Below are 22,631 nucleotides of genomic sequence, written 5' to 3' on the forward strand. Positions count from 1 at the left end.
CGCCGATATCAGGGAAGTCCCTACAGATCTGCGCGGCCCGGGAAGTCGTCGGTGTATGTTGATCCCGTTACGACGGTGCATGGAAGCCGGTGAGAATCCGGCACGGTTGCGCCACTGTGAGCCCTCTGCGGCGAGTCAGATCTTTCGCCGTCGTGCAGAACCGAACAAAGTAGGGGCGCGTGACCCCGTAGGAGGTTTGACCATGACGAGTATTGCGGTTGCGAAGCCGGGTGTATCGACCAAGGCGCTTTCGGGCGTCCGGGTGGCGGTGTTGCTCGGGGTGACGATCTTCCTCGCGATGCTGGCGTACTACCTGGTCGGTATCGACGAGGGCATGATGTCGCTGTTCGGCAAGACCGTCGTGGTCCACGAGTGGGTGCACGACTCGAGGCACTTCCTCGGCTTCCCCTGCCACTGACCCACGGGACTTCTTGTGGAGATCCGCGTCATCGGGCGCGGAGCCCTCGCCGGCCTGATCGCCGGCTTCGTGGGGTTCCTGTTTGCCTGGATTTTTGCCGAGCCCACCATCGACAAGGCCATCGACTACGAGTCCGGCCGCATGAACGTGCTCTCGACCGTCCACACCGCCATGGGGCATCCGGTCGAACCGGACGGGCCGGAGCTGTTCAGTCGATCCATCCAGTCGGGAGTCGGTGCGGCGACCGGCATCATCGCGTTCTCGGTGGCGATGGGTGCGCTGGTGGCCGTCGCGTATCTGGTGCTGCACGGCCGGTTCGGGGTGCGGCCGAAGGTGCTGGGCTGGACCGTCGCCGGATTCGGCTTTCTCGGCGTCTACCTGCTGCCGTTCGTGAAATACCCGTCGAACCCGCCGGCCATCGGCCACGAGTTCACCATGGAGACCCGCGGCTTCCTGTACCTCGGCATGGTCTGGGGCTCGCTGACGCTGCTGGGGCTCGCGGTGTTCGTGGCGCGCAGGTTGTCCGGCAAGGTCGGCTGGGGGCGCGCGGTGGGGATCGCGGTCGTCGGGTTCTTCGTCGTGTACGGCGGTCTGCTGGCGGCCCTGCCGTCGCTGGGTGATCTGTCGGCCAACGTCGAGCACTCCGGCGACTTCGGCTTCGCGCGCGCGGCAACCGAGACGCCGCAGCCGATCACCAACACGTTCTCCACGCCGGTCACGGTCGACGGCAAGGTCTACGCGCCCGGACAGCTTATCTATCCGGGTTTCGACGCCGACCTGCTGTGGAAGTTCCGGTGGTACTCGCTGATCGATCAGGCGTTGATCTGGGCGGTCCTCGGGCTGGTGTTCGGTTGGCTGGTCGAGCGCTACGTCGGCGGGCACTACAGTTCGAGCCGTACCGACACAGAAAGGCTGCAGCATGCTGGTTGTCACGACAAATGACCTGCCCGGGTGGGAGATTCAGCGCGTCTGCGGTGAGGTCTTCGGCCTGACCGTCCGGTCCCGGAACGCGTTCGCCCAGATGGGCGCAGGCTTCAAGGCGATGTTCGGCGGCGAGCTGCAGGGCATGACCAAGAACCTCGCAGAAAGCCGCAACGAGGCCATGGGCCGGCTGCTCCAGGAATGTCAGGCCCGCGGCGGCAATGCCATCATCGGGATGCGGTTCGACACCACCGAGATCGGCGACGTGTGGACCGAGATCTGCGCGTACGGCACTGCGGTGCAAGCGGTTCCGGTCACCGACGCCGCCCGCTACACCGCGCAGCAGTTGGGTTACGGCGGTGGCCCGGCCGGCCCGGGCCACACAGGGTAATCGGCCCCGGTAGCCGGCCCGCACGGAACAGATCGGGCCGGCCATGTTCAGGGCAAGCTCGTCATCGTGCCGTAAGCCACTTGCCGAACCAGTTGGTTCGGATTTAGAGTCGGTCCTTGTGGACATTGCTACCGCCCGTGCCCGATTCACTGAACTGCGGGGCCACACGAATGTCGATCCGGCCGAGCTGGACGAAATCTGGGCTGCACTGGAACCGGTTCGCGCCGACGACATGATCGGGAACTGGAAAGGCGACGAGTTCCATACCGGCCACAAGATGAACGGCCAACTTCAAGCTGCCCGGTGGTACGGCAAGACGTTCAAGTCGATCAACGACGTCGAGCCCATCGTCTGCTACGACGAAGCGGGACAACTGTTTTCGAACCGCGACTTGAGTCGCGGTGGAGCGACGTTGTGGGACATCGAGTTTCGCGGCGAGGTGACCGGAACCATGGTCTACGACGGCCAGCCCGTGTTCGACCATTTCAAGCGCGTCGACGACGACACCCTGATGGGCATCATGAACGGCAAGCGTCAGCGCGCCGACGGTCAGTTCCTCTACTTCCTCCTCGAACGTGACCGGTGAGAGCCGCTGGGCATGCGACACGTGAGCGCATCATGGCTGCGGCGAAAGCGGAGTTCTCCGCGTTGGGATTCGCCGGCGCCCGGCTGAATCGTATTGCGGCCGAAGCGAATGCCAGCAAGGAACGGCTGTACAGCTACTTCCAGGGCAAGCAGGACCTGTTCGAGGCCGTGATCGAGCAGTGGATTCAGGACGCGCCTTACGACGCCATCTTCAAGCCGGACGACGTTCCCGCGTATGCCGTTGCGCTGTTCGACTACATGGTGGCCGATCCGGTCGGTGCGCGGCTGCAGCGGTGGATCGAGTTGGAAGCCGCCGGCGGGATGTTCGGAGACCACGTGCTGCGCCGGATTTTCCAGTCCAAGCTGGACCGGATCGCCGAAGCGCAGCGCAGTGGGATCATCGACCCATCGTGGCGCCCCATGGATCTGCTGGTACTGCTCAACGACATGACCTACGCGCTCGCCGCGGGCGGGTTCGGTATCGACCGCATCGTCGACCAGCCGCTGTCCCCGGAAACCGTTGCCGTGCGTCGGTCCGCTGCCGCCGAAGCCGCCCGCCGACTGGTTCAGCAGCCCGCCGGTGCCTGACGACCTGGCCGGGTTCGGCCCGTTCTTTGCCGCCACGCGGCATCAGGATTCGCCGGCGCCGCCGTGGCGCCCGATGAGCGAGCTGACGGATCCCGACGTGCTGTTCGCTCGCGTGCAGAAGGTGCGGTCTGCGTTGATGGGCAACGGGGAGCCGGAGATTCGCGTCGCCGCGTCGGTCGCGCACCTCGGGCTGGTGGCGCGGTTGATCGCCCCGATGATCGGTGCCGCCGCTCTCGGTGAACCGGTGTCGTGGTCTTTGGCGGACCTGTTCTGGCAGGACCAATTGGGTGGGCCGTATCCGTTGTCGGTGTCGGCTGCGCCTGCTGGTGGGCGGTCCGCGGTCGAGGCCATCACCGAAGCCTTCGGGCCATTCGGCGTCAGCCCGAAAGTGTTGTGGGGCAATGTGGGATCGGCCGCCAACAGTGCGGCTCAGCAGATCACCCGGGCGCAGCCCGACTTGGCCGAAACGGCTGCCGCGGCGGCCGACCGGGTGCTCGCCGATCCCCGGGTCGACGGGGGAGTGCTGCGCTCGGGTCCGGAATTCCGGCGGAACAGCTGCTGCCTGATCTACCAGCTGGCGGGCGACCGGGAGGCGTGCTGCGGCGACTGCGTGCTCACCGCACCGGGATCAGGTCGAACGCCTGCTTGATGATGCTCAGCAGCCACTGCGCCGCGGTCTGCCCCTTGAATGTCGGCCAGGTCAACTGGAAGTTCACCACCCACGGCTGACCGGTGCGGTCGACGGCATACCAGCTGAAACCCAGGTCGCCCGGCAGGTTCCCGCCTTTGGAGCCGAGGTACGGCCACTTGTCGCGGTCCAGGTCGATGCCGGCGACCTTCGACATGATGTCGCGCACCGGCGCGGCCGGGCCGGTGGCGGCGGCCTGCACCGCGACATGCTCGCGACAGATGTCGGCGGCGCTGCCGTACCACTCGGCCCCGATGCTGGAGGCCGGTGTTCGCGTGCGGTACGGATCCGGTTCGTAGGGGCGTGAACTCACCTGCTGCAGCAGCGCCGTGCGTTGCGCCTTGTCGCCGTTCTTCCACTGGTCGCGGACATCCGGTTTACCCCAGCCGATGGAGAACAGTTCGTGCATGGTCGGGTAGGGCGTCAGGCTCGCCGGGTCGTGATGTCCGGCCACGACCAGCGCCTCGTCGACCGCGGCCGGCCCCACCTTGTTGATCAGCATGTCGGTGGCCATGTTGTCGCTGACCGAGATCATCTGCTGGGCCGCCTCGTGGACCGTCACCTGCGTACCCGGCGCCAGGTTGTCCAGGCCCGCCGAACCGAGCTTCTTGCCCTCGGCGGTGACGGTGACCTTGTCGTCCCAGCTGAGGGTCCCCGCCGACACCGCTCGCGCAACGGCAAGCAGCACATAGACTTTCATGATCGACGCCAGCGGCATCGGCTCGTCCACGTTGGTGCCGGCGACCTTGACGCACTTGCCGTCGACGACCTTGGCGATCTGATACGAGTAGTGCGCGCCGGACTTCGCGATCGCCGCGTCGACGTCGGCCCAGGACTTGACGGGCGGCGGACGCAGCGAGACCTCCATGCGGTCGACGGTGCCCTTGCTGTCGACGTGTAGCTCGATGTCCTGGTTCACGCCGTAGGAGTTGGTGACGTGCAGCGTCGAGTGCCCGGCGCCGATGTCGATGCCCGTGAGCTTGAACGGGCGGTCCCACCAAATCCACTTCATCCGGTAGGTGATGTCGTCCACCTGATCGGGCGCTGCCAGCGTCTTCACACCGGCCGGCTCGATGGACCAGTCCGAGTTGAGCATGTCCATGGTCTGCCGCGACCGCATGCCCTGAGGCGTGCTCATGTCGATCAGCGCACCGTAGGCAGCGCTCGATAGCGGCGGGGCGGCGGCAGGCGTGCTGCAGCCACCGAGGACGACGATGACTGCGCCGGCCGTGGCCAGCGCAGTGCGGGTCCTACGCCTGCTGGTCGGAACCAGCAACGTCCAACACAACCTCGAACTCGAGCAGGGATGCGCCGGTGGCGACGGGGTTGGCCCGCTGCCCGGCGTGCGCCTCGACGGCGGGGCCGGTGGCCCAGGCCTGGAACGCTTCGTCGGACTCCCACGTCGTCACGACGAAGTAGCGATCCTCGCCCTTGACGGGGCGCAGCAGCTGGAACCCGAGGAAGCCGGGCTGGCCGTCGACGGCGTGAGCACGGTTCGCGAACCGCTTCTCCAATTCCGGGCCGGCGTTGGGCGGAACTTCGATGGCGTTGATCTTCACCACAGGCATGTGGTTCAGGTTACCGCGCTAGTCGACAGGCAGGATGGGGCCATGACGACCGACCTGCTCACCGCCCGCGGCGGCGCCGGCGAGCCGATTGTGCTGGTGCACGGATTGATGGGCCGCGGTACGACGTGGGACCGGCAGCTGCCGTGGTTGACCGAACTGGGCGAGGTCTACACCTACGACGCGCCGTGGCACCGCGGCCGCGATGTCCCCGATTCCGAGGCCATCAGCACCGAGCGCTTCGTCGCCGACCTGGCCGACGCGGTCGGCTCGCTGGGGCGTCCGGCGCGGTTGATCGGGCACTCGATGGGCGGGCTGCACAGCTGGTGCCTGGCTGCGGCCCATCCGGAACTGGTCACCGCGCTGGTGGTCGAGGACATGGCCGCGGATTTCGTCGGCTTCACCATCGGCGCCTGGGACCCGTGGACCCACTCGATTCCCGTCGAATTCGATTCGGCGCAGCAGGTTTTCGATCTGTTCGGACCTATCGCCGGCCAGTACTTCCTGGACGCGTTCGACCGCACCGAGACCGGCTGGCGGCTGCACGGCGAGGCCGGGCACTGGGTCGCGATCGCCGCGGAGTGGGGCACTCGGGACTACTGGCAGCAGTGGGCCGCGGTGCGGGTGCCGACGCTGCTCATCGAAGCCGGCAACGGGGTCGCGCCGCCCGGACAGATGCGCAAGATGGCCGAAATCGGCTATCAGACAACATATCTGGAGGTTCCGGGCGCCGGTCACCTGGTACACGACGACGATCCGGACGCCTACCGCCGCGCGGTCGAGGGTTTCCTCGCGTCCGTGTGACTACTCGAATCGGGAGCGCACCGCGGCGAGGTCGTGCACGGCGCGGTCCAGGTCCCGGGAGTCTCCTACGTCGGTCCAGTTGAAGTTGCCGAAACCATTGCGCGCACCGGGATTTCGGGTGATGGCGCTCAGCGCGGCGCCGAGTGCGAATGGGGCGACCATGATCGCGATCATCGCGATCAGGGTCAGGACGGTGTTCATGTCTTTCATTCTCGGTTCGCGGGCAACCGAATAAACAGTGGCAGTACTGACGGCATTCGATAAAATACAGCCATGATCAAGAGTGTCTCGGTCCTGGTGATGGACGGGGTCGCACCGTTCGAGTTCGGAGTGGTGTGCGAGGTGTTCGGCATCGACCGGTCGGGTGACGGCGTGCCGAACTTCGATTTCAAGGTGTGCGGTCCGGAGGCCGGGCGGCCGGTGCGCACGTCGGTCGGTGCGTCACTGATCCCTGATCACGGGTTCGACCAGCTCCTGGGCGTCGACCTCGTCGCAATTCCGGCGGTGGCGGGTCCGGGCTATCCGCAATCGGCGCTGGACGCCGTGCGTAATGCCGCGGACTCCGGTTCGATCATCCTGACCATCTGCTCAGGGGTGTTCGTTGCCGGCGCCGCGGGGCTGCTCGACGGTCGTGCGTGCACCACGCACTGGATGCACGCGGACAAGCTGGCCCGCATGTTTCCCACTGCCCGCGTCGATCGTGACGTGCTGTTCGTCGACGACGGAAATCTCATCACCAGCGCGGGGACGGCTGCCGGTATCGACGCCTGCCTGCACCTGGTGCGCCGTGAGATGGGTAGCGAGATCACCAACAAGATCGCGCGCCGCATGGTGGTGCCGCCACAGCGCGAGGGCGGGCAGCGGCAGTTCATCGAGCAGCCCATCCCGGTGCGGTGCTCGGAAGGCTTTGCGCCACATCTGGATTGGATTCTGACCAACCTGCGTCAACCGCACACGGTGGCCAGCCTGGCCAAGCGGGCGAGCATGTCGGGCCGCACCTTTGCGCGGCGGTTCGTGGAGGAGACGGGCCGGACGCCCATGCAGTGGGTCACCGATCAGCGGGTGCTCTACGCGCGAAGGTTGCTGGAGGAGACGGACCTCGATGTGGACCGGGTGGCCGACAAGGCCGGATTCGGTACCGCGACTCTGCTGCGGCACCATTTCCGGCGCGTTGTCGGCGTCAATCCGTCGGATTACCGGCGGCGCTTTGCCTGCCCCAATTTGGTTGCGGCACAACCGATCGACTAGTCCTGTGGCTGGCACGACACGTTGACGTGCACGGTGTCGAACTGTCCGGAGTTGATCCGGTGACCCTTGCTGTCGAAGTTGGTGCCGGACAACCCGTGTACGTCCGTGACCGAGCACTGCGACAGAGGCGCGGTGTTGTTCTTGTTGAGCTGGACGTGATACCCCCGGGCCTGCAGCTCGTTGATGGTTTCGACTGCTGAGCCGCCGCCGGTGGGCATTGCTGATGCCGTGGCCGGGGCGATGGCCACGGCGGCAAATGCGGCCGCGGCGGCTCCGGCGATAACGAGGCCGCGTCGGTAGTTGTTTGCTTTCTGTTCACCTGAAATTCGGTATGCGGTCATGCTTCCGTTCTAGCCAAGGATCACGGCGCGTGGTAGGAACTCATGCCGTTCTCATGGAAACGGGGTTTCAGCGCTCGCCCTCACCGGCCAGCGCATACCGATCGTCGGCGGTTTGCTCGATCAGGCCGTCGATCAGCAGTGAGTCCAACGCCCGGTCGCGTTGCGCGGGATCGGTGAGCCACGCCACATCCAATTGCGCCCGCGTCACCGGAGTTGCACTGCCGCGCAAGACATCCAGCAACCGGCCGCGGACCTGCCGATCGGTGCCTGCGTATTTCTGCACGGGCCGAGTGGGCGCATCCACCTCCGGGTGGCCGGCGTTCCGCCAGGCGCACGCGGTCAGCGGGCAGATCCCGCATTTCGGCGCCCGGGCGGTACAGATGATGGCTCCGAGTTCCATCAGCGCAGCCGAAAACACATGCGCCGTGCCATCTTTGGGCAGAAGGGCGGCGACGTCGTCCAGATCCCGGGCACGTGCCGGGGTATCGGCCACACCGCGCACGGTGCGTGCCACCACCCGGCGGACATTGGTATCGACCACCGGGACGTCCTGCTGATAGGCGAAACAGGCGACGGCCCTTGCGGTGTAGGCACCGATGCCCGGCAGTGTCAGCAGGGTCTCGACGTCGCGGGGCACCTCACCGCCGTGCTCGGTGCTGATGACTTCGGCGCATTCGTGTAACCGCTTGGCGCGGCGCGGATAACCCAATTTGCCCCAGGCCCGCAGCACGTCCGCGGCGCCGGCTGCGGCGGTCGCGGACGGGGTGGGCCAGCGGGCGATCCAGTCGCGCCAGATAGGTTCGACCCGCGACACCGGGGTCTGCTGCAACATGAATTCACTGACCAGGATTTGCCACGCGGTCACATGCGGGGCGCGCCATGGCAGGTCCCGCTGGGCGGTGCGGTACCAGCCGAGAAGCTCGTCGGCGGGGATGAGAATTTGCCCTGAACTCATTGCGCCGCGGCTATGTGAACAGGGCAGAATGAGCGGCATGCCCAACTCGAACCCGATAAACGCCTGGAAAGCACTCAGAGAGGGTAACGACCGATTCGTTGCCGGCGAGTCGCTGCACCCCAGCCAGAGCATCGAGCGCCGTGCCGAGCTGACCGGCGGGCAGAAGCCGACCGCCGTGCTCTTCGGTTGCGCCGACAGCCGCGTCGCCGCCGAGATCATCTTCGATCAGGGCCTAGGCGACATGTTCGTGGTGCGCACCGCCGGCCACGTCCTGGATTCCGCGGTGATCGGATCCATCGAGTACGCCGTGGCGATCCTCGAGGTACCGCTGATCGTGGTGCTCGGCCACGACAGCTGTGGGGCGGTGAAGGCCACCATCACGGCTCTGGACGACGGCGCGGTGCCGGGCGGATTTGTCCGGGACATCGTGGAGCGCGTGACGCCGTCCATCCTGGTCGGCCGCCGCGAGGGACTCTCTGAGGTCGACGAGCTCGAGGCCAAGCACGTCAACGAGACGGTGCGCCTGCTGAGCGAGCGGTCCAACGTGATCGCCGACAAGCTGAACTCGGGCAAGGTCGCCATCGTCGGCGCCACCTACCACTTGGCCGAGGGGCGCGTGACCAAGCGCGACCACGTCGGCGACATCGGGGAGTAACCAGAGGCCCAGTTCACAGACGACACGCCGCACCGGGTCAGGGCGCACCACGTTTTGTGCCCTTACCGTGACAATGTGCCGGATCTAGAACCACATGGCCCGCTGCCATCCCAGATCTATTGGCGACGGCGGATGCTGGCCATCGGTGTCGGCGCGGTCGTCGTGCTCCTGGTCGTGATCATCGGGGTAGTGGTCTTCAGCAACAGCACGGGCGATTCCAAACAGACTCAGCCCACCGCGAAGACGTCGACGTCCGCGACCCCGCTGCCGGGTGAGACGCCCGGGGTGAAGAGTCCGATCGCACCGCCGCCGAACGCGTCTCCGGCCCCGACGCCCACGCCGACCACCGCGGTCACCCCGCCGCCGGTGCTGAAGGCGGGCGACGACTGCCCGGACACCACGCTGGCGGCCAAGGGCATCACCAACCAGCCCACCTACGTCATCGGCGATCAGCCGAAGTTCACCATGGTGGTCACCAACATCGGCCTGGTCGAGTGCAAGCGTGACGTCGGCGCCGCCGTACTCGCCGCCTACGTCTACTCGCTGGACAACAACCGGCTGTGGTCCAACCTCGACTGCGCGCCGTCGAACGAGACCCTGGTCCGGGGCTTCAAGCCGGGCGAGCAGGTGACCACCGAGGTGACCTGGACGGGTATGGGCTCGGCGCCCAACTGCCCGCTGCCGCGTCAGGCCATCGGGCCGGGCACCTACAACCTGGTCGTCCAGCTCGGCAATCTGCGGTCGGCTCCGGTGCCGTTCGTCCTGTCCGAGGCGCACCAGCCCGGACCGGGTGAGCCGCCGGCGGGCGAAGCACCGCCGCCGCCACCGGCCGCACCTGTTCCCGGCGAGCCCACGCCGCCCGGACCGGCCAACTGATCTCAGGCCAGCCGGTCGGCGATCGTCGACTCGGCCAGTAGCGACAGCCCTTCACGGATGTGCCGGGCCCACATGGACCCGATGCCCTCCACCGACTGCAGGTCGTCGGCGCTCGCGGCCAGCAGGCCCTGCAGCGATCCGAACGAGCGCACCAGCAGGTCGACGTGTGCGAACTGCAGCCGCGGAATGCCCGCCATGGCCCGGTAGCCGCGCGAACTCATCGCCGAATCCTGTGCCTCGGGCGTCGACGGGTAGCCGAAAACCCTTGCCAGCGTGGTGAAGTCGAGCAGCTCGTTGTCGCTCAGTGCGTCGAGCTCTTCGAGCGTCGCGGTCACCTGGTCGGCCGTCGGCGGGTCGGGGTTGGCGTGGTAGTCGCGGACGATCAGTTCACGGGCAGCGTCGTTGTCGCCGACCAATTCGTCGAGCTGGAGCTTGAGCTGCCGGCCGTCGGTACCGAGCTCGACCACGTCGGCATCGATCTCCAGGCTGATCCGGCGGACCATCTCCATGCGCTGTACGACGGTCATGACGTCCCGCAGTGTCACGAAGTCCTCGATCTCGGCCATCGAAAGCTGCTTGCTGACCTCGTCGAGCCGGAACTTGTAGCGCTCCAGCGTGGCGATGGTCTGGTTGGCGCGGGACAGGATGGTCGCCGATTCCGGGACGACGTGCCGCTCACCGGCCACGTACACGGTCACGATGCTCATCGAGTGGCTGACGGACACCACCGGGAAACCGGTCTGGATGGCAGCACGTTCGGCCGAGCGGTGCCGGGTGCCGGATTCGTCGGTGGGGATCGACGGATCGGGCACCAGCTGCACATTGGCCCGCAGGATGCGGGTGAGATCGCTGGAGAGCACCACCGCGCCGTCCATCTTCGACAGCTCCCGCAGCCGGGTCGGTGCGAACCGCACGTCCAGCGGGAAGCCACCATCGCAGATGGCTTCGACGCTGTCGTCGTAGCCCAGCACGATCAGGCCGCCGGTGCGGCCGCGCAGGATGCGTTCCAGGCCGTCCCGCAGAGGAGTGCCGGGCGCCAGCTTGCCCAGCGTCTCGCGCAGCGTCGGCCGGGTCAGATGCACCACGTTGCCGCGCCCGGCCCGGGTTCCTGCTTTCACCGACATGAATGCACTCCTGCTCTACCTGTTTCGGTCCACATTCTCTGTGATCTTGCGTAACACCCGCAACGCCGCGGTGATGTTCTCGGCCGGCAGCACCCGCAGGCCCCGCGGTGGCGACTCGATTCCGGCGGGGACCACGGCCGTCGTGAAACCGAGCCGGGCGGCCTCGGCGAGCCGGCGTTCCATGCCCGTGACCCGGCGCAGATCGCCTGCCAGGCCCACCTCACCGATGGCGATGGCGGTCGCCGGCAGCGGCAGGTCGGTGTACGCCGAGGCGATGGCCAGTGCCACCGCCAGATCCGACGACGGGTCCGTCAGCCGCATGCCGCCCACCGTGGACAGATAGATGTCGTTGGTGCCGACGGGCAGGTGTGCCCGTTTCTCCAACACCGCGGTGATCATGGCCGCGCGGGCCGAGTCGATGCCACTGACCGCGCGGCGCGGCGACCCGGCCGACGGTGAGCCGATCAACGCCTGTACCTCGCCGATCATCGGTCGTTTGCCGTCCAGGCTCACCGTCACCGCGGTGCCCGACACCGGGGCCGGCCGTTGGTCGAGGAACAGCCCCGACGGATCGGCTACGCATTCAATTCCGTTGTCGTGCAACATGAAACAGCCGACCTCGTCGGCCGCGCCGAAGCGGTTCTTCACGCCGCGGACCATCCGCAGTGCCGACGCGCGGTCACCCTCGAAGTGCAGCACCACGTCCACCAGGTGCTCCAGGGACCGTGGCCCGGCGATGGCGCCGTCCTTGGTGACGTGGCCGACCAGGACCATCGCGATGCCTGTCGTCTTCGCGGCCATGGTGAGCGCCGTGGTGACGGCGCGGACCTGCGTCACGCCGCCGGTGACGCCGTCTGCCTCGGTGGTGGACATGGTCTGCACCGAATCGACCACCACCAGCGTGGGCTGCACGGCCTCGATGTGTCCCAGTGCCGTCTGCAGATCGGATTCGGCGGCGAGATAGACGTTGTCGTGGGCGCAGCCCGTGCGTTCGGCCCGCAGCCGGATCTGGCCTGCCGACTCCTCACCGGACAGATACAGCGCCCGGCGACCGGACATGGCCCAGCGGTGCGCGACCTCGAGCAGCAGCGTCGACTTGCCGACGCCGGGATCACCGGCCAGCAGCGTCACCGAGCCCGGCACCACGCCGCCACCCAGCACGCGGTCCAATTCGCTGATGCCGGTGTGGAAGTGCCGCGTGGTGCCCGGATCGATGGAGCTGATCGGCACCGCGGGCGACGCGGGTGCGACGGCGCGGTGCGTCGCCGGCGTCAGAGAGCTCAGAACCGCGACTTCGTTGACCGTGCCCCAGGTGCCGCAGTCCGGGCAGCGACCCACCCACTTGGCGGTGGTGTGCTGGCATTCCGAACAACGGAATTGCGAACGTACTTTCGAACCGGTTCTGGCCATGCCGCGAACTTAGTCGTCGGCACCGACAGAATCGGGCAGGCGCAGCGGGAGGTTAGTGGTGTCCCTCGCCACCGCCGGCCGGGGCGGGTGCTGCCGCACCCTCGCCGACCTCGCGGCGCGGGGCCTCACCAGCGGAGATCGGCACCGCGATGGTCTTCTCGCCGGCGTTCTGGAACTTGAACGTGAAGTTGTAGTTCAGGCCGTTGGTGATGGGCTTGGTCAGCGCCACCATCGCGATGGAGGTCGTGGCGTCCTCGGACCGCGGCAGGGTCTGCTTCTGGCCGTCCGGGGTGCCGACCAGCAACACGCCGCCGGCGGGCACGGTGGTGCTGCCGTTCAGCAGCACCTCACCTGCGTCGGAACTGATCCCGACCAGCTTGTCGGCGTTGTCGGGCGACTTGTTGGTCGCGACGAAGAGCAGCTCGACCATGGTGCCGGGCTTGACGAAGTCGCGGGTCTGCGGCGCGCGCAGGTACACGTTGCGCAGGTCGACGCCGGCCTTCTCGTTGCCGAGGGTGGCGGCCGTGCCGTTTACCGCGGGCAGCTGGTTGGCGCTCTGCGAAATCTGGCCGCTGCTGCAGCCGGTGAGGGTCACCGCGGTGGCCAGCCCGAAGGCGGCCAGCGTGACGGCAGAAGCGCGCGATTTCATGCGGTTCACTCAAGCCTCCTGCTTGTGCTCCCGGACTGCTCCGGCGTTCGACTATGCAGAGTAGTAGGTGGCGTTGGGCGGCGGTAGCGGAGCCCCGCTATCGGCCCGGTTCAGGCGGCTTTCGGCTGCGCAGAGCCTGATCGGGGAGTGGTCCGGGGGCCGCGAATGGCTGGTGAATACGACGTGAATCGGGCGCAATTCGACCGTATTGTGGCCCTCGCCACTGCACGTAAACGCTGCGCTGTCAACCCCTTTCGCGCATCTGTATGGCCCCTGACCTGCATCGTTGATCCGCAGGTGTCCGACCCCCGTGCTAACATTGCTATGTGAAAGGGGCCCGAATCTGATGATTTTCAAGGTCGGAGACACCGTCGTTTACCCACACCACGGTGCAGCATTGATCGAGGCGATTGAAACCCGGACCATCAAAGGCGAGCAGAAAGAATATCTCGTCCTCAAGGTTGCGCAGGGCGATCTGACCGTTCGAGTACCCGCAGAAAACGCTGAATACGTCGGTGTTCGCGACGTGGTGGGTCAGGAAGGCCTCGACAAGGTGTTCCAGGTGCTGCGCGCCCCGCACACCGAGGAGCCGACCAACTGGTCCCGTCGTTACAAGGCGAACCTGGAGAAGCTGGCGTCCGGTGATGTGAACAAGGTCGCCGAGGTCGTTCGCGACCTGTGGCGTCGTGATCAGGAGCGCGGTCTGTCCGCCGGCGAGAAGCGCATGCTGGCCAAGGCTCGTCAGATCCTGGTCGGTGAGCTGGCCCTGGCCGAGAACACCGATGACGCGAAGGCCGCGACCATCCTGGACGAGGTTCTCGCCGCGGCGTCCTGAACGCCGCAGTGAATTTCCGTATCGGTCTCGGGACCGATGTTCATCCCATCGAGGCAGGGCGGCCGTGTTGGCTGCTCTGCCTGTCCTTTGACGATGCCGACGGCTGTGCCGGTCATTCCGACGGCGACGTCGCTGCGCACGCACTCTGTGATGCCCTGCTGAGTGCTGCCGGCCTCGGTGACCTGGGCAGCGTCTTCGGTACCGACCGTCCCGAATGGCGCGGTGTCACCGGCGCCGACATGCTCAAACATGTCTCCACGCTGCTGGCCGGAGCCGGTTTCCGGGTGGGCAATGCCGCGGTCCAGGTGATCGGCAACCGCCCGAAAATCGCGCCTCGCAGGGAAGAGGCCCAGCAAGTGCTGTCGGCGCTTCTGGACGCGCCTGTCTCGGTTTCGGCGACCACCACGGACGGCCTCGGGCTGACCGGCCGGGGCGAGGGTCTGGCCGCGATTGCGACGGCGCTGGTGGTCTCGCTCGATTAGGCCGGTAAGCTGGCCCGTCGTGAGCGGAGCGAACGGTCGGCGAGAGTGACCGACAACTTACGGCTCTACGACACCATGACCGGTGCCGTGCGGGACTTCACCCCGGTGCGGCCCGGACACGCATCCATCTATCTGTGCGGCGCGACTGTGCAGGGCTTACCGCACATCGGCCATGTGCGCAGCGGCGTCGCCTTCGACGTCCTGCGGCGCTGGCTGACGGCCAAGGGCTACGACGTCGCGTTCATCCGGAACGTCACCGACATCGACGACAAGATCCTCAACAAGGCCGCCGACGCCGGCCGGCCGTGGTGGGAGTGGGCCGCCACCTTCGAGAGGGCGTTCACGGCCGCCTACGACGCGCTGGGCGTGCTGCCGCCGTCGGCTGAGCCGCGGGCGACCGGGCACATCACGCAGATGGTCGAGGTCATCGAGAAACTGATCGAGCGCGGGCATGCCTACGCGGCTGATGGCGACGTCTACTTCGACGTGCTGAGCCTGCCCGACTACGGCAAGCTCTCCGGGCACCGCATCGACGACGTGCACCAGGGCGAGGGCGTGGCGACCGGCAAGCGCGATCCACGCGACTTCACGCTGTGGAAGGGTGCCAAGCCCGGTGAGCCGTCGTGGCCGACGCCATGGGGCCGGGGCCGCCCCGGCTGGCACACCGAGTGCGTCGCGATGTGCCAGGAGTACCTGGGCTCCGTGTTCGACATCCACGCCGGCGGTATGGACCTGATCTTCCCGCATCACGAGAACGAGACCGCGCAGGCCAACGCCTGCGGCGACGAGTTCGCGCGGTTCTGGCTGCACAACGGCTGGGTCACCATGGGTGGCGAGAAGATGAGCAAGTCGCTGGGCAATGTGCTGGCGATCCCGGCTGTGCTGCAACGGGTTCGTGCCGCCGAGCTGCGCTACTACCTGGGCAGTGCGCACTACCGGTCCATGCTGGAGTTCTCCGAGAACTCGCTGCAGGACGCCGCCAAGGCCTACACCGGCATCGAGGAATTCCTGCACCGGGTCCGCACCCGGGTGGGTGCCGTCGAGGTCGGTACCTGGACCGAGAAGTTCGCGGCCGCATTGGATGACGACCTGGCGGTGCCCGCGGCACTGGCCGAGGTGCACGCCGCCCGCGCCGACGGCAACCGCGCACTGGACGCCGGCGACCACGCCGGCGCGATGGCCGCAGCGACGTCCATCCGGGCCATGATGGGCATCCTCGGGTGCGACCCGCTCGACGAGCGCTGGGAAAGCCGTGACGAGACGTCGGCAGCGCTGAATGCTGTTGACGCCCTGGTGCAGTGGGCCCTCAAGAGCCGCGCCGAGGCCCGGGAGAACCGGGACTGGGCTGCCGCCGACGCGATCCGCGACCAGCTGAAGCTGGCCGGCATCGAGGTCACCGATACCGCTGATGGCCCGCAATGGGCCCTGACTGATGGGGCCTGACCATGGCCGGAAACTCCCAGCGCCGCGGCGCAATTCGTAAAGAGGGCACCAAGAAGGGCCCGACCGTCGGCTCCGGCGGTCAGCGTCGACGTGGGTTGGAGGGCAAGGGGGCAACCCCGCGTGCCGACCAGCGCCCGAACCACAAGGCGTACAAGATCGCGCAGAAGAACGCCCGGTCGAATCAAGGGCGGCACAAGAAGACCGACGACGTCGAGGTCGTGGTCGGCCGCAACCCCGTCCTGGAATGCCTGCGGGCCGGAGTGCCCGCCACCGCGCTGTACGTGGTGCTGGGGACCGAGTCAGACGAGCGGCTGACCGAATCCGTCACTCGCGCAGCCGATGCCGGCATGGCGATCCTCGAGGTGCAGCGCCACGACCTGGACCGCATCACCAGCAATGGCATGCACCAGGGCATCGCGCTGCAGGTGCCGCCGTACCAGTACGCGCACCCGGACGACCTCCTGAAGTCCGCGACCACGGACTCCACCCCGGCGCTGCTGGTCGCGCTCGACAACATCTCGGACCCGCGGAACCTGGGTGCCATCGTGCGCTCGGTGGCGGCGTTCGGCGGCCACGGCGTGGTGATCCCGCAGCGGCGTTCGGCTTCGGTCAGTGCCGTGGCCTGGCGCACCAGCGCTGGTGCCGCGGCCCGGCTGCCGGTGTCTCGGGCGACGAATCTCAATCGGACACTGAAGGATTGGGCCGACGCCGGGCTGACGATCGTCGGTCTGGACGCCGGCGGCGACACCACCCTGGACGAACTGGACGCCTCCGGGCCGATGGTGGTCGTGGTGGGCTCCGAGGGCAAGGGGCTCTCCCGCCTGGTGCGGGAGAACTGCGACCACATCGTCTCGATCCCCATGGCCGGACCCACCGAGTCGCTCAACGCGTCGGTGGCCGCCGGTGTGGTGCTGGCCGAGATCGCCCGGCAGCGGCGCTGATTCAGCGGCGCCGCAGTTCGACGACCGGGATGACCCGGTCGGTCTTCTTCTCGTACTCGGCGAACCCGGGAGCCTGCTCGACGATGCGGGCGTAGGCTGCGTCGCGTTCTTCGCGGGGCAATTCCCGGGCCACGACGTCGTATTCGTCGGTGCCGATCTCGATGTGGGCGTTGGGATTTGCCCGCAGGTTGTGTACCCACGCCGGGTCGGCGTCCGCGCCGCCGGCAGACCCGACGATCAGCCGCTTCCCGTCGATGACGAAGGTGGCCGCCGGGTTCACCCGCGGCTGACCACTTTTGGCGCCGGTGGTGTGCAGCACGAGCAGGGTCAAGTTCGCGAACTGGCCGCCGACCTTGCCGCCGTTGGCCCGGAATTCGTCGATGATCTGCTGATTCCAGCTGTCGGCCATGTTGTGCAGCCCTTCCGTCAGTTCATCCCCAACACCGAACAGCCCAACCATAATCCGGAGACGGCCAAAACCAGAGTGACCGGCACCGTCGCCAGCCCGATGACCGTGAACTCCCGCGCCGACGCGCTCATCTGGCCACGGACCACGTTGCGCCACAACAGGTTCGACAACGACCCGGGGTACGTCAGGTTCGGCCCGATGTTCACCCCGATGAGCACGGCGAGCACGGCGACCGGGCCGCCGGCCGCGACCAGCGGCAGCAGTACCAGCACCGCGGGCAGGTTGTTGATCAGGTTGGACAGCACCGCGGCCACGGCGGCGATGGCGAGCAGGGCCGGCAGTGTGGTGCCGTGCGGTAGCAGCTGGGAGAGCCAGCGCCCCAGCCCGAGGTCCAGTACCACGCTCACCAGGACGCCGAGCGCCAGCACGGCAATCAGGAACGGCACGTTGGCCGCCCGCACGATGCCCAGGGGCGTCTCGTGACCGCGCACGACAGCCCGGATCGCGAGCACTGCCGCGCCGGCGAACGCGGCCCAGGCCGGCGCCAGGCCGAGCAGTGACGTCACGCCGAAGCCGATGAGCGTCAGGACCAACACGGTGAGGACGAAATAGGGGATCTCCGGCGGGGGCGGGGCGTCCCGGTCACTGGTACCGACCCGCAATTCGCGCCGGAAAAGCCAACGCAACACCGCGTATTCGGCGGGGACGGCGAACAGCCAGGGCAGCGTCATGGCTGCGGTGAACCGGGTGAAACTCAGGCCCGCGGCCGAAAAGGCCAGCAGATTGGTCAGATTCGACACCGGCAGTAGCAGCGATGCGGAATTGGCGAGGTGGGCGGCGGCGTAGCCGTGGGGCCGCGCCGGCACGCCCAGTGTGCGCGCGGTCGACAGCACGACGGGTGTGAGCAGCACGACGGTGGCGTCGAGACTCAACACGGCCGTGGTGCCGGCCGCGATCAGGAACACGGTGGTCAGCAGCCGTCGGGCCGCGGATTGTCCTGCGCCCCAACTGTGCCGGGCCATGTAGACGCCGGCGGCGTGGAAGAGTCCTTCGTCGTCGGAGAGTTTGGCGAGGACCAGGACCGCGGCCAGGAATCCGACCACGGGCAGCAGTCGACCGACCTCCTGCAGTGCGGTGCTCACAGCCAGGGGTCGGCGCTTTGCCAGAGCGTCGGAAGATGCAGCGGCAGGCCGTCTTCGGCGGCCAGCCGGCTCAGCACCCGCATCGAGACGTCGAGGTCGTCACCGGCGTACGGCAGGGCGCGCAGCGGCTCGTGCAGCGGTCGGAAGAAGTCGTCCCAGTGCGTCAGCACCACCCGGCGCGCACCGACGGTCCGGACCGTCTCGTTCCAGTAGTCGACGAGGTACTGCTCGTGCTGCAGACCGAGCTGCCCGATCCCGAGATACACGACCTCGGCGCGTTGCCCGGCCAGGGCACCCGGTACGAAACCGGCGCTGCCGACGGCGAGCAGACGGCGGCCACTGCTGCGGTGATGGATGAGCGTCGACCACGCCTCGCCACATTTGTACGCCGACGCCCGCACGGGCGGCACCACCGGCGCGGTGATGGTGCCGGGGAAGCGGTCGGGTGGGCAGTGGTGTCCGGTGAACAGCGTTACGTCGAAGGCGCCCAACGTGATCGGCTCGCCGGGAATGGCCACCGTCAACTGCGAGTCGGGGAGCCCACCGCCCCGGCCGATGTTCGCGGCCGACGTGCCGCCCACCAGTTTCGCCCCGGTGCGCGCGGCGACCGCCGCGGAGTCCATGGCGTGGTCGAAGTGTGTGTGGACCGGCAGCACGGCGTCGAGCCGGTCGATGCCGAGCCGGTGTAGGCAGCCGTCGATCCTGGGTACCGACGGCGTCAGCCGGCCCAGTCCCACCGACAGCAGGCTGGGCCGGGAGAAGAAGCCGTCGGTCAGCAGCGCTGACGAGCCGTCAGACACCAGCATGGTGGTGACGCCGGCCCAGGTGACGGTCAGCGGGGAGTCGGACCCGGCCGCCGGCTGGTCGAAGTAGCGGGTGTAGGCGGCCAGGTCGGGCCGGCCGAGTTTGGGTCGCATCAGCAGAAAGCCTCGATCTGTACGTTCTCGGCGGTCAGCCGGTCGCGGACCGCCCGGGCGATGTCGACGGCGCCGGGCGAATCGCCGTGTACACAAATTGATTTCACGGTGATCTTGATGGTGGAACCGTCGACGGCGCCGACGCGGCCCGCGGTCACCATGGACGCCACCCGGTCGGCGATGGTCGAGACGTTGTGCAGCACCGCATTACGTTGCGTGCGCGGCACCAGCTGGCCGTCGGGGCGGTAGGAGCGATCGGCGAAGGCCTCGGGAACGGTGCGTAACCCGAGTTCGTCGGCGGCGGCGAAGAACGCCGAACCGGCCAGCCCCAAGACGGGCAGCGCCGGGTCCACGGCGTGCACCGCGGCAGCCACCGCCCGCGCCTGCACATGATCGGTGACGATCGTGTTGTACAGGGCGCCATGGGGTTTGACGTAGCTGACGGTCGACCCGGCGACCTGTGCCAGCGCCTGCAACGCGCCAACCTGATAGATCACCTCGGCGGTCAGGTCTTCCGGGCTGACGTCGATATAGCGGCGGCCGAAGCCTGCCAGGTCGTTGTAGCCCACCTGCGCGCCGATGCGCACGCCGCGCTCGGCGGCCGCCCGGCATACCCGCAGCAGGCCGGCCGGATCACCGGCGTGGAAGCCGCAGGCGATGTTGGCGCTGGTGACCAGATCGAGCATCGCGTCGTCGTCACCGAGGCTCCACACCCCGAAGCCCTCGCCGAGATCGGCATTGAGATCCACCACCGCCATGGCAGCCAGCCTAGGCTCGACGCCATGTCCACTCGTGACGACATTCTGATCACCGCCTTCGGTCTCGCCCAGCTGATCGCCGCCGGCGACGTGACGCTGCTCGATGTGCGCTGGCAGCTGGCCAAGCCCGACGGCCGCGACGACTACCTGGACGGGCACATCCCCGACGCGGTCTACGTCTCGCTGGAGGACGATCTGTCGGATCACACCGTCACCGGCCGCGGCCGTCATCCGCTGCCGTCGGGCGCCGCCGTGCAGGAGGCCGCGCGCCGCTGGGGCGTGCGGGACGGCGTGCCGACCGTCATCTACGACGACTGGAACCGTGCGGGCTCCGCGCGCGCCTGGTGGGTGCTGCGCGCCGCGGGCGTCGAGAACGTCCGCATCCTGGACGGCGGGCTGGCCGCCTGGACCACCTCGGGTGGTCCGCTGGACCGCGGTGACGTCGAACCGGCACCGGGCGACGTCACCGTCACGCACCAGGACCTGTATGCCGGCGCCATGCCGACGCTGACCGCCGACGAGGCCGCGGCCCTGGGCCCGCGCCTGGGCGACGTCCGCGCACCGGAACGGTTCCGTGGCGACGTCGAACCCATCGACCCCATCGCCGGGCACATTCCGGGGGCGATCAACCTGCCGAGCGTGCTGGCGGCCGACGGCACCCTGCGCACCGATGCCGCTGCAGACGTGGACGGTGTCTACTGCGGTTCGGGCGTCACCGCGGCGGTGGCGGTGGCCGCACTGGCGGCGGCGGGTCGGGACGTCGCGCTGTTCCCCGGTTCGTGGTCGCAGTGGAGCAACGAGCCGGGCCGAGCGGTCGGGCGAGCGTAGCGACGGGTGGTCGATCCCGCTACCGGCGACTGAGCCTTCCCGCGCCCCAGCACAGCAGGAAGATGCCGAACGAGATCGACGTGACGAACACCGAGACCGGCACACCCGGCGCCAGCGACAGCACGATGCCGCCGACCGCGGCGATCTCGGCGAACACCACCGACGCCACGATGGTGGTGACGGGGGAACTGAAGACCCGGCCCGCCGCGGCGGCCGGGGTGATCAACAGCGACATCACCAGCAGTGCCCCGACGATCTGCACGCCCTGGGCGGCCGCGACACCGACCAGCGCGGCGAACACGATGCCCAGCGCTCGCACCGGAACCCCGCGGGCGGCAGCCACTTCCGGGTCGGCGGTGGCGAACAGCAGCGGCCGGTAACAGGCTGCGAGGATCGCGACCACCAGCACGGTGACGACTGCCAGCAGCGTCAGTCCCGAATAGCCGACGCCGACGATCTGCCCGGTGAGCAACGCGAAACTGGTGCCGGTGCGGCCGGGGTACAGGTGGATGAACAGCACCGCCAGACCCAGGCCGAAGGCCAGGACCACGCCGATGGCCGAGTCCCGCTCGCGTGAGCGCTGCCCCAGGATGCCGAAAAGGATTGCCGCCAGGGCACTTCCGACCAGGGCGCCGAGGCCGACGTTGAGCCCGGTCAGCAGTGCGAACGCGGCGCCGGTCAGGGACAGCTCACTGGAGCCGTGCACGGCGAACGACATCTGCCGCATCACGATGAACGGTCCGATGAGGCCACCGAGCAGCGCCAGCAGCGCCGCGGCGAGCACGGCCTGCTGGACGAAGTCGCGGCTGAGCAGGTCCGCGGTCAGTGCCGTGTTGAAGAAGTTATTCACAGCAGTGTCCGCTCGCGTGCTCGGAGTTGTCGACGCCGGCACCGTCCTGGCCGACGACGACGTACTGACCGCCGATCCGGGCGACCTCGATGTCGGCGCGGTAGAGCGCGGACAGCGTCTCGGAGGTCATGACCTCCTCGACGGTGCCGATGCGGAAGCGGCCGTCGACCAGGTACAGCACGCGGTCCACATACGGCAGCACGGGATTGACCTCGTGCGTGACGAACAGGACCGCGGTACCGGCCTCCCTGCGACGCTGGTCGATGAGGCTCGACACGAGTTTGGCGTTGGCGGGATCCAGGTTCAGCAGCGGCTCGTCGCACAGCAGCAGCGCGGGGTCGGAGGCCAGGGCCTGCGCGATCCGGACTCGCTGCAGTTCGCCGCCCGACATCACCGACACCGGGACGTCGGCCAGCCGGGCGCCGTCCACCTGGCTCAGCGCCTGGGTCACCACCGCTCGCCGTTGTGAGCGCTTGCGTGGACCGGCGAAGCCCCAGCGATGCCCGTCGCAGCCGAGGCCGACCAGATCGCGGCCGCGCAGCGTCAGGCCGGTGTCCAGTGAGCGGTGCTGCGGCACGTAACCGATGGCACCGGTGGTGGTCATCCGCCCGGCCGTCAGCAGCTGTTGGCGCAGCAGCACCTTGAGCAGCGAGGTCTTACCGGTGCCGTTCGGGCCGAGCACCGCGATGAACTCGCCGCGGCGCACCGTCAGATCCAGCCGGTCCCACAGGACACGGTCACCGAATGACAGCCGCGCGCCGGTCAGTTCGGCGACTGCTGGGGTGGGATCTGGGGGCACGGCTATCGA

The 22,631-nt window shown here is 68.0% G+C and carries 29 protein-coding genes and 1 riboswitch; of the genes, 15 read left to right on the forward strand and 14 right to left on the reverse strand.

Annotated elements, in window-relative coordinates; translation table 11 throughout:
* Positions 1–69 precede the first annotated feature (69 nt).
* Positions 70–154: riboswitch (adenosylcobalamin (AdoCbl) riboswitch) on the forward strand.
* A gap of 48 nt (positions 155–202) precedes the next feature.
* The 6 genes from EB75_RS05555 (at position 203) to EB75_RS05580 (ending at position 3,552) form a co-directional block, all read left to right on the forward strand.
* Positions 203–418 carry a CbtB domain-containing protein gene (locus EB75_RS05555; RefSeq protein ID WP_073694476.1) on the forward strand — a complete coding sequence of 72 codons (216 nt, stop codon included), beginning with the start codon at positions 203–205 and terminating at the stop codon, positions 416–418.
* A 15-nt stretch (positions 419–433) separates the two neighbouring features.
* Positions 434–1,360, forward strand: coding sequence for a CbtA family protein (locus EB75_RS05560; protein WP_073694477.1), 927 nt, complete (start codon positions 434–436; stop codon positions 1,358–1,360).
* On the forward strand, positions 1,338–1,730 hold the full coding sequence (locus EB75_RS05565; RefSeq protein ID WP_073694478.1) for a YbjQ family protein: 393 nt from the start codon (positions 1,338–1,340) through the stop codon (positions 1,728–1,730). Before EB75_RS05560 ends, EB75_RS05565 begins: the two co-directional genes overlap by 23 nt.
* Positions 1,731–1,848: 118 nt before the next feature.
* Entirely contained in the window at positions 1,849–2,316 is a 468-nt protein-coding gene (locus EB75_RS05570) for a DUF4334 domain-containing protein (protein WP_073694479.1), read from the forward strand.
* 32 nt (positions 2,317–2,348) lie between these two features.
* Entirely contained in the window at positions 2,349–2,903 is a 555-nt protein-coding gene (locus EB75_RS05575; protein WP_073694480.1) for a TetR/AcrR family transcriptional regulator, read from the forward strand.
* On the forward strand, positions 2,896–3,552 hold the full coding sequence (locus EB75_RS05580; protein WP_073694532.1) for a (2Fe-2S)-binding protein: 657 nt from the start codon (positions 2,896–2,898) through the stop codon (positions 3,550–3,552). The genes EB75_RS05575 and EB75_RS05580 overlap by 8 nt, the downstream gene beginning before the upstream one ends.
* On the opposite strand, the gene EB75_RS05585 is transcribed toward EB75_RS05580, so the two are convergent.
* Positions 3,518–4,867 (reverse strand): serine hydrolase, encoded by a 1,350-nt coding sequence (locus EB75_RS05585; protein WP_502689339.1) that lies wholly within the window; start codon positions 4,865–4,867, stop codon positions 3,518–3,520. The two genes, EB75_RS05580 and EB75_RS05585, sit on opposite strands and share 35 nt — an antisense overlap.
* On the reverse strand, positions 4,842–5,159 hold the full coding sequence (mhuD, locus tag EB75_RS05590; protein WP_073694482.1) for a mycobilin-forming heme oxygenase MhuD: 318 nt from the start codon (positions 5,157–5,159) through the stop codon (positions 4,842–4,844). The genes EB75_RS05585 and mhuD overlap by 26 nt, the downstream gene beginning before the upstream one ends.
* A 42-nt stretch (positions 5,160–5,201) precedes the next feature.
* On the opposite strand from mhuD, the gene EB75_RS05595 reads away from it, so the two are divergent.
* Positions 5,202–5,960: an alpha/beta fold hydrolase gene (locus tag EB75_RS05595; RefSeq protein ID WP_073694483.1), complete on the forward strand. Its 759-nt coding sequence runs from the start codon at positions 5,202–5,204 to the stop codon at positions 5,958–5,960.
* Here the strand turns inward: EB75_RS05595 and EB75_RS05600 are convergent, their stop codons facing one another.
* Positions 5,961–6,161, reverse strand: coding sequence for a hypothetical protein (locus tag EB75_RS05600; RefSeq protein WP_142239441.1), 201 nt, complete (start codon positions 6,159–6,161; stop codon positions 5,961–5,963).
* A gap of 72 nt (positions 6,162–6,233) precedes the next feature.
* On the opposite strand from EB75_RS05600, the gene EB75_RS05605 reads away from it, so the two are divergent.
* Positions 6,234–7,208 (forward strand): GlxA family transcriptional regulator, encoded by a 975-nt coding sequence (locus tag EB75_RS05605; RefSeq protein WP_073694485.1) that lies wholly within the window; start codon positions 6,234–6,236, stop codon positions 7,206–7,208.
* Here EB75_RS05605 and EB75_RS05610 read toward each other — a convergent pair.
* Both EB75_RS05610 and EB75_RS05615 read right to left on the reverse strand, forming a co-directional pair.
* The gene (locus EB75_RS05610; protein WP_083611988.1) at positions 7,205–7,549 is read right to left on the reverse strand and encodes a hypothetical protein; all 345 of its coding nucleotides are present in this window, start codon (positions 7,547–7,549) and stop codon (positions 7,205–7,207) included. The two genes, EB75_RS05605 and EB75_RS05610, sit on opposite strands and share 4 nt — an antisense overlap.
* Positions 7,550–7,616: 67 nt before the next feature.
* Complete coding sequence (locus EB75_RS05615) at positions 7,617–8,504, reverse strand: iron-sulfur binding domain-containing protein (RefSeq protein ID WP_073694486.1); 888 nt, start codon at positions 8,502–8,504, stop codon at positions 7,617–7,619.
* Between the two features lie 37 nt (positions 8,505–8,541).
* On the opposite strand from EB75_RS05615, the gene EB75_RS05620 reads away from it, so the two are divergent.
* Together EB75_RS05620 and EB75_RS05625 are read left to right on the forward strand one after the other, a co-directional pair.
* Positions 8,542–9,159: a carbonic anhydrase gene (locus EB75_RS05620; protein ID WP_073694534.1), complete on the forward strand. Its 618-nt coding sequence runs from the start codon at positions 8,542–8,544 to the stop codon at positions 9,157–9,159.
* Between the two features lie 75 nt (positions 9,160–9,234).
* Positions 9,235–10,035 (forward strand): hypothetical protein, encoded by an 801-nt coding sequence (locus EB75_RS05625; RefSeq protein ID WP_073694487.1) that lies wholly within the window; start codon positions 9,235–9,237, stop codon positions 10,033–10,035.
* Between the two features lie 2 nt (positions 10,036–10,037).
* Here EB75_RS05625 and disA read toward each other — a convergent pair whose 3' ends face one another.
* From disA to EB75_RS05640, 3 genes are read right to left on the reverse strand one after another with little or no spacing between them, the layout of a single operon-like run.
* Positions 10,038–11,117 (reverse strand): DNA integrity scanning diadenylate cyclase DisA, encoded by a 1,080-nt coding sequence (gene disA, locus EB75_RS05630; protein ID WP_174557630.1) that lies wholly within the window; start codon positions 11,115–11,117, stop codon positions 10,038–10,040.
* Between the two features lie 57 nt (positions 11,118–11,174).
* Positions 11,175–12,569, reverse strand: coding sequence for a DNA repair protein RadA (gene radA, locus EB75_RS05635; RefSeq protein ID WP_073694489.1), 1,395 nt, complete (start codon positions 12,567–12,569; stop codon positions 11,175–11,177).
* A 52-nt stretch (positions 12,570–12,621) separates the two neighbouring features.
* Positions 12,622–13,218 (reverse strand): copper chaperone PCu(A)C domain-containing protein, encoded by a 597-nt coding sequence (locus tag EB75_RS05640; protein WP_142239442.1) that lies wholly within the window; start codon positions 13,216–13,218, stop codon positions 12,622–12,624.
* A gap of 346 nt (positions 13,219–13,564) precedes the next feature.
* Here EB75_RS05640 and carD point away from each other — a divergent pair, with 346 nt between their 5' ends.
* The 4 genes from carD to rlmB are packed head-to-tail and all read left to right on the forward strand — an operon-like array spanning position 13,565 to position 16,919.
* Positions 13,565–14,053, forward strand: coding sequence for an RNA polymerase-binding transcription factor CarD (carD, locus tag EB75_RS05645; RefSeq protein ID WP_020100886.1), 489 nt, complete (start codon positions 13,565–13,567; stop codon positions 14,051–14,053).
* 8 nt (positions 14,054–14,061) lie between these two features.
* On the forward strand, positions 14,062–14,535 hold the full coding sequence (gene ispF / locus EB75_RS05650) for a 2-C-methyl-D-erythritol 2,4-cyclodiphosphate synthase (RefSeq protein ID WP_073694491.1): 474 nt from the start codon (positions 14,062–14,064) through the stop codon (positions 14,533–14,535).
* A gap of 45 nt (positions 14,536–14,580) precedes the next feature.
* Positions 14,581–15,978, forward strand: coding sequence for a cysteine--tRNA ligase (gene cysS, locus EB75_RS05655; RefSeq protein WP_073694492.1), 1,398 nt, complete (start codon positions 14,581–14,583; stop codon positions 15,976–15,978).
* Positions 15,979–15,980: 2 nt separating this feature from the next.
* On the forward strand, positions 15,981–16,919 hold the full coding sequence (rlmB, locus tag EB75_RS05660) for a 23S rRNA (guanosine(2251)-2'-O)-methyltransferase RlmB (RefSeq protein ID WP_073694493.1): 939 nt from the start codon (positions 15,981–15,983) through the stop codon (positions 16,917–16,919).
* A 1-nt stretch (position 16,920) separates the two neighbouring features.
* Here rlmB and EB75_RS05665 read toward each other — a convergent pair whose 3' ends face one another.
* The 4 genes from EB75_RS05665 to EB75_RS05680 are packed head-to-tail and all read right to left on the reverse strand — an operon-like array spanning position 16,921 to position 20,145.
* Entirely contained in the window at positions 16,921–17,328 is a 408-nt protein-coding gene (locus EB75_RS05665; protein WP_083611992.1) for a nitroreductase family deazaflavin-dependent oxidoreductase, read from the reverse strand.
* A gap of 17 nt (positions 17,329–17,345) precedes the next feature.
* A complete protein-coding gene (locus EB75_RS05670) occupies positions 17,346–18,470 on the reverse strand; it encodes an SLC13 family permease (protein WP_142239443.1) in 1,125 nt (374 codons plus the stop codon).
* Complete coding sequence (locus EB75_RS28380) at positions 18,467–19,387, reverse strand: MBL fold metallo-hydrolase (protein WP_083611996.1); 921 nt, start codon at positions 19,385–19,387, stop codon at positions 18,467–18,469. The genes EB75_RS05670 and EB75_RS28380 overlap by 4 nt, the downstream gene beginning before the upstream one ends.
* The gene (locus tag EB75_RS05680; RefSeq protein WP_073694496.1) at positions 19,387–20,145 is read right to left on the reverse strand and encodes a LamB/YcsF family protein; all 759 of its coding nucleotides are present in this window, start codon (positions 20,143–20,145) and stop codon (positions 19,387–19,389) included. The genes EB75_RS28380 and EB75_RS05680 overlap by 1 nt, the downstream gene beginning before the upstream one ends.
* Before the next feature lie 24 nt (positions 20,146–20,169).
* Between EB75_RS05680 and EB75_RS05685 the strand changes: the two genes are divergently transcribed.
* Positions 20,170–20,973, forward strand: coding sequence for a sulfurtransferase (locus tag EB75_RS05685; RefSeq protein WP_073694497.1), 804 nt, complete (start codon positions 20,170–20,172; stop codon positions 20,971–20,973).
* Between the two features lie 19 nt (positions 20,974–20,992).
* Here EB75_RS05685 and EB75_RS05690 read toward each other — a convergent pair whose 3' ends face one another.
* On the reverse strand, positions 20,993–21,823 hold the full coding sequence (locus tag EB75_RS05690) for a metal ABC transporter permease (protein ID WP_073694498.1): 831 nt from the start codon (positions 21,821–21,823) through the stop codon (positions 20,993–20,995).
* The gene (locus EB75_RS05695) at positions 21,816–22,622 is read right to left on the reverse strand and encodes a metal ABC transporter ATP-binding protein (RefSeq protein ID WP_286150087.1); all 807 of its coding nucleotides are present in this window, start codon (positions 22,620–22,622) and stop codon (positions 21,816–21,818) included. Before EB75_RS05695 ends, EB75_RS05690 begins: the two co-directional genes overlap by 8 nt.
* Positions 22,623–22,631: the final 9 nt, after the last annotated feature.

Origin of the sequence: Mycobacterium sp. ST-F2 (genome assembly GCF_001905655.1) — a bacterium.
In the GTDB taxonomy this organism is placed as follows: Bacteria; Actinomycetota; Actinomycetes; order Mycobacteriales; family Mycobacteriaceae; genus Mycobacterium.